This window comes from Phenylobacterium sp., assembly GCF_031181185.1.
GTDB lineage: Bacteria > Pseudomonadota > Alphaproteobacteria > Caulobacterales > Caulobacteraceae > Phenylobacterium.
Map to the genome: position 1 here is coordinate 1 of NZ_JAPSKZ010000238.1, position 4517 is coordinate 4517.

Annotated in this window: 5 protein-coding genes; 3 read left to right on the forward strand and 2 right to left on the reverse strand. The window is 65.8% G+C overall.

Features of this window, described 5'->3' with window-relative positions:
• Together RIF93_RS18860 and RIF93_RS18865 are read right to left on the reverse strand one after the other, a co-directional pair.
• A partial coding sequence (locus RIF93_RS18860; protein WP_309092992.1) for an adenosylhomocysteinase occupies nucleotides 1-1056 on the reverse strand: 1056 nt, incomplete at its 3' end.
• A gap of 80 nt (nucleotides 1057-1136) precedes the next feature.
• On the reverse strand, nucleotides 1137-1682 hold the full coding sequence (locus RIF93_RS18865; RefSeq protein ID WP_309092993.1) for a CYTH domain-containing protein: 546 nt from the start codon (nucleotides 1680-1682) through the stop codon (nucleotides 1137-1139).
• A gap of 57 nt (nucleotides 1683-1739) precedes the next feature.
• On the opposite strand from RIF93_RS18865, the gene bioB reads away from it, so the two are divergent.
• Genes bioB through RIF93_RS18880 form a run of 3 tightly spaced genes read left to right on the forward strand, consistent with a single transcriptional unit; the run spans nucleotide 1740 to nucleotide 4487 of the window.
• The gene (bioB, locus tag RIF93_RS18870; protein ID WP_309092994.1) at nucleotides 1740-2759 is read left to right on the forward strand and encodes a biotin synthase BioB; all 1020 of its coding nucleotides are present in this window, start codon (nucleotides 1740-1742) and stop codon (nucleotides 2757-2759) included.
• Nucleotides 2760-2802: 43 nt separating this feature from the next.
• Nucleotides 2803-3729: an ABC transporter ATP-binding protein gene (locus RIF93_RS18875; RefSeq protein ID WP_309092995.1), complete on the forward strand. Its 927-nt coding sequence runs from the start codon at nucleotides 2803-2805 to the stop codon at nucleotides 3727-3729.
• On the forward strand, nucleotides 3726-4487 hold the full coding sequence (locus tag RIF93_RS18880) for an ABC transporter permease (protein ID WP_309092996.1): 762 nt from the start codon (nucleotides 3726-3728) through the stop codon (nucleotides 4485-4487). The genes RIF93_RS18875 and RIF93_RS18880 overlap by 4 nt, the downstream gene beginning before the upstream one ends.
• The last annotated feature ends 30 nt before the right edge of the window (nucleotides 4488-4517 follow it).

The following is a 4517-nucleotide window of genomic DNA, read 5'->3' on the forward strand; positions in this document are numbered from 1 at the left end:
GATCTCGTCCCACTTGAAGTTGCGCAGGGCCGCGATCTGGATCTCCGAATCGAAGTGGCCGATGTTCGCCACGATCGCGTTGTTCTTCATCTTGCGCATGTGTTCCAGGCGCAGGACGTCCTTGTTCCCCGTGGCGGTGACGAAGATGTCTGCCTTGTCGGCCACGTCCTCGACGGTCACGACCTCATAGCCTTCCATCGCCGCCTGTAGGGCGCAGATCGGGTCGACTTCGGTGACCATGACCCGGGCGCCGCCGTTGCGCAGCGAAGCGGCCGAGCCCTTGCCCACGTCGCCATAGCCCAGGACCACCGCCGTCTTGCCGGCCAGCATCACGTCGGTGCCACGGCGGATGGCGTCCACCAGGCTCTCGCGGCAGCCGTAGAGGTTGTCGAACTTCGACTTGGTGACGCTGTCGTTGACGTTGATCGCCGGGAACGGCAGCTCGCCCTTCTCGGCCATCTGGTACAGGCGGTGCACGCCCGTGGTGGTCTCTTCGGACACGCCCTTGATGGCCGCGCGGATCGCCGAATAGAAGCCCGGCTTCTCCTTCAGGTAGCGCTTCATCACGGTGTAGAGCGCTTCCTCTTCCTCGTTCTGAGGATTGTTCAAGATCGAAGGATCAGCTTCGGCCTTCGGCCCCAGGACGCACAGCAGGGTCGCGTCGCCGCCGTCGTCCAGGATCAGGTTCGGGTAGCTGCCGTCGTGCCACTCGAAGATCTTGTGGGCGTACTCCCAGTACTCGATCAGCGTCTCGCCCTTGATGGCGAAGACCGGCGTGCCCTTCACCGCAATGGCGGCGGCGGCGTGGTCCTGGGTCGAGAAGATGTTGCACGAGGCCCAGCGGACCTCGGCGCCCAGCGCCTGCAGCGTCTCGATCAGCACCGCGGTCTGGATGGTCATGTGCAGCGAGCCGGCCACGCGGGCCCCCTTCAGGGGCTGGCTCTTGCCGAACTCGGCGCGCACCGCCATCAGGCCGGGCATCTCGGTTTCGGCGATGTCGATCTCCTTGCGACCCCAGTCGGCAAGCGAGATGTCCTTCACGACGTAGTCGGTCATGGGTGTCCTCGGATGGGAATTTCTTGGCGGGGTCTATAGCCGCCCGCCAGCCCAGCCGCAACAATCATATAAAGAAATCTTTATATGCCGCTGAGCCGCCGGCCGCGCTCCGATTTGCTGAGCGTCGATGGAGTCAGCTGCACCGAGCGCCCGAGCTCCGACGCCAAGGCATGCAGCCCGGTTTCGGGCCCGGATTTCAGCTCCAGCTCCAGCTCGCTGAAAGGCTCGGTCCGTCCGCCGACGGCGACCTCGCCCACGTCGGCCGCGATTTCGATCTCGGCGCCGGCGAACCGCACCAAGCGCTGACGACGGGTGACGCGGACCTCCGAAACCGGCCGAAGCTCCAGGCCGGAAAGCTCCGGCCAGCTCGTGTCCAGCGCCAGGACCTCCTTCTCGTGCTCTTCGCGGTTCGTTCCGGCCCCGCGTTTCATGGTCTGCACCTTGCGCCGTCCGTCATCGCGCACCCGCAGCGACACGCCCGCCGCCGCCAAGCCTCGGTCGGCGGTGTCGTAGTAGACGGACCTCAACTCCCGGGTTTCCTCTTCGCCAGCTGGCGCCGCGGCCAGGACCTTATCCAGGTCCTCAGGCGCGACCAGGAACTTCAGCTCGATCTCACGGCTCGGCATTGGTTGCTGTCCCTAGGGAAAGCCCGCTAAGTCGGGCCGCCCGCTCGGGAGGACCTCATGAACGCCCCATTCCGCCCTGTCGACCCTGCCCAGGAATTCGGCGCGCCGCGTCACGACTGGACCCTGGACGAGGTCGAGGCCCTGTTCGAGCTGCCGTTCATGGAGCTGGTGTTCCGCGCCGCCGAGGTCCACCGGCGCTGGTTCGATCCCACCCAGCTTCAGCTCTCGCAGCTTCTGTCGGTGAAGACCGGCGGCTGTCCCGAGGACTGCGGCTACTGCGCCCAGTCGCAGAAGTTCAAGACCAGCGTCGCGGCCACCAAGTTGATGGACGCCGAGACGGTGATCGCCGCCGCCGCAGAGGCGAAGGCCGGCGGCGCGCAGCGGTTCTGCATGGGCGCCGCCTGGCGCAACCTGAAGGAACGTGACCTGCCGAAGGTCGCCGCCATGATCTCCGGCGTGAAGGCGCTGGGCCTTGAGACCTGCGCCACCCTCGGCATGCTCACGCCCGACCAGGCGAAGGCGCTGAAGGCCGCCGGTCTCGACTTCTACAACCACAACCTCGACACCGGCCCGGACTATTACGACAAGGTCGTCACCACCCGCACCTACCAGGACCGGCTGGATACCTTGGCGGCGGTGCGCGACGCCGGCATGTCCACCTGCTGCGGCGGCATCGTCGGCATGGGCGAGACGCGCCGCGACCGGGCGGGCCTTCTGCACCAGCTGGCCATCCTACCCAGCCATCCGGAAAGCCTGCCGATCAACGACCTGATGCCGATCCCCGGCACGCCCCTAGGGGAATCGAAGGCCGTCGACCCGCTGGAGTTCGTCCGGATGATCGCCGTGGCCCGCATCGTCTGCCCGAAGTCGATGGTCCGCATCGCCGCCGGCCGCGAGCACATGAGCCGCGAACTTCAAGCCCTGTGCTTCCTGGCCGGCGCCAACTCGATCTTCATCGGCGGCCGCCTGCTGACCACCAACAATCCCGAAAAGACCGCCGACGAGGCCCTGCTCGCGGACCTCAAGATGAAGCCGATGGCGGCGGCGACGGACACGAAGGTGTCGGCGCCGGCCTAGCTTAAGCGTCCTACGGCGCCTATCTGGGGCTGCGGAGGGACGCGTGGATCCGATCATCTCAGTCAGAGGTCTGTCGAAGACCTATGCCTCGGGCCATCAGGCCCTGAAGGACGTAAACCTCGACATCCGTAAGGGCGAGATCTTCGCCCTCCTGGGACCCAACGGCGCCGGCAAGACCACGCTGATCGGCATCATCTGCGGCCTGGTGCGCGCCAGCGGCGGGCAGGTGGTCGCCGACGGTCACGATATCCACAAGGATTACCGCGCCGCCCGGACAAAGATCGGTCTGGTCCCTCAGGAGCTCTCGACCGACGCCTTCGAGAAGGTGTGGGACACGGTGAAGTTCAGCCGCGGCCTCTTCGGCAAGTCGCCCAACCCCGCCTATCTCGAGAAGGTGCTCAAGGACCTGTCCCTCTGGGACAAGAAGGACGCCAAGATCATGGCGCTGTCCGGCGGCATGAAGCGCCGGGTGATGATCGCCAAGGCGCTGAGCCACGAACCCAGCATCCTGTTCCTGGACGAGCCCACGGCCGGCGTCGACGTCGAGCTGCGCCGGGATATGTGGGAGATGGTCCGGGGCCTGCGTGAGCAGGGCGTCACCATCATCCTGACCACCCACTACATCGAGGAGGCCGAGGAGATGGCCGACCGCATCGGGGTCATCTCCAAGGGCGAGCTGATCCTGGTCGAGGACAAGCACGTCCTGATGCGCAAGCTGGGCAAGAAGCAGCTGACCCTGCACCTGCAGGAGCCGCTGGCCGCCGTCCCGCCGGGCCTCGACAACTACCAGCTCGAGCTGGCCGCCGAGGGCGAGGAACTGGTCTACACCTTCGACGCCCAGGCCGAGCGCACCGGCATCGCGGACCTGATTCGCCGGCTGACCGAGCTTGGCATCGACTTCAAGGACCTTCGGACCGAGGAAAGCTCGCTGGAGGAGATCTTCGTGAACCTGGTGAGGAGCCGCGCATGAACCTCCATGCCGTGAAGGCCATCTACCAGTTCGAGATGCACCGCTGGTTCCGGACCATCGTCCAGAGCCTGGCCGCACCGGTGATCACGACCTCGCTCTACTTCATCGTCTTCGGGGCGGCGATCGGCCGGCGGATGCCCGAGATCGACGGCGTCAGCTATGGCGCCTTCATCGTGCCCGGCCTGATCATGCTGTCGATCCTGACCGAGAGCATCTCGAACGGCTCGTTCGGCATCTACATGCCGAAGTTCGCCGGGACGATCTACGAGCTCCTGTCGGCGCCGGTCTCCACGCTGGAGGTGGTGCTGGGCTACGTGGGCGCAGCGGCCACCAAGTCGGTGGTGCTGGGTCTGGTGATCATGGCGACGGCTCGGCTGTTCGTAGACTACTCGATCGCCCATCCCTTCGTGATGCTGGCGTTCCTGGTGCTGACCTCGGTGACCTTCAGCCTGTTCGGGTTCCTCAGCGGCATCTGGGCCGACGGCTGGGAGAAGCTGTCGATCATCCCGATCCTGGTGATCACGCCGCTGACCTTTTTGGGCGGCAGCTTCTACTCGATCGACATGCTGCCTGAATTCTGGCGCAACGTGGCCCTGCTGAACCCGGTTGTTTATCTGGTCAGCGGCTTCCGCTGGGCGTTCTACGGGGTCTCGGACGTGGGCGTGGGCGTGAGCTTGACCGCCACCTTGGGCTTCCTGGCGCTGTGCCTGGCCGCGGTGAACTGGATCTTCCGCACCGGCTGGCGCCTGAAGACCTGAGCCTACTCGTCCTCGTCGAACCGCGCGGCG

Excerpts from the sequence above, each read along its gene's own strand:
- bioB (WP_309092994.1), top strand. The coding sequence starts at position 1,740 with ATGAACGCCCCATTCCGCCCTGTCGACCCTGCCCAGGAATTCGGCGCG.
- RIF93_RS18880 (WP_309092996.1), top strand. The coding sequence starts at position 3,726 with ATGAACCTCCATGCCGTGAAGGCCATCTACCAGTTCGAGATGCACCGC.
- RIF93_RS18865 (WP_309092993.1), bottom strand. The coding sequence starts at position 1,682 with ATGCCGAGCCGTGAGATCGAGCTGAAGTTCCTGGTCGCGCCTGAGGAC.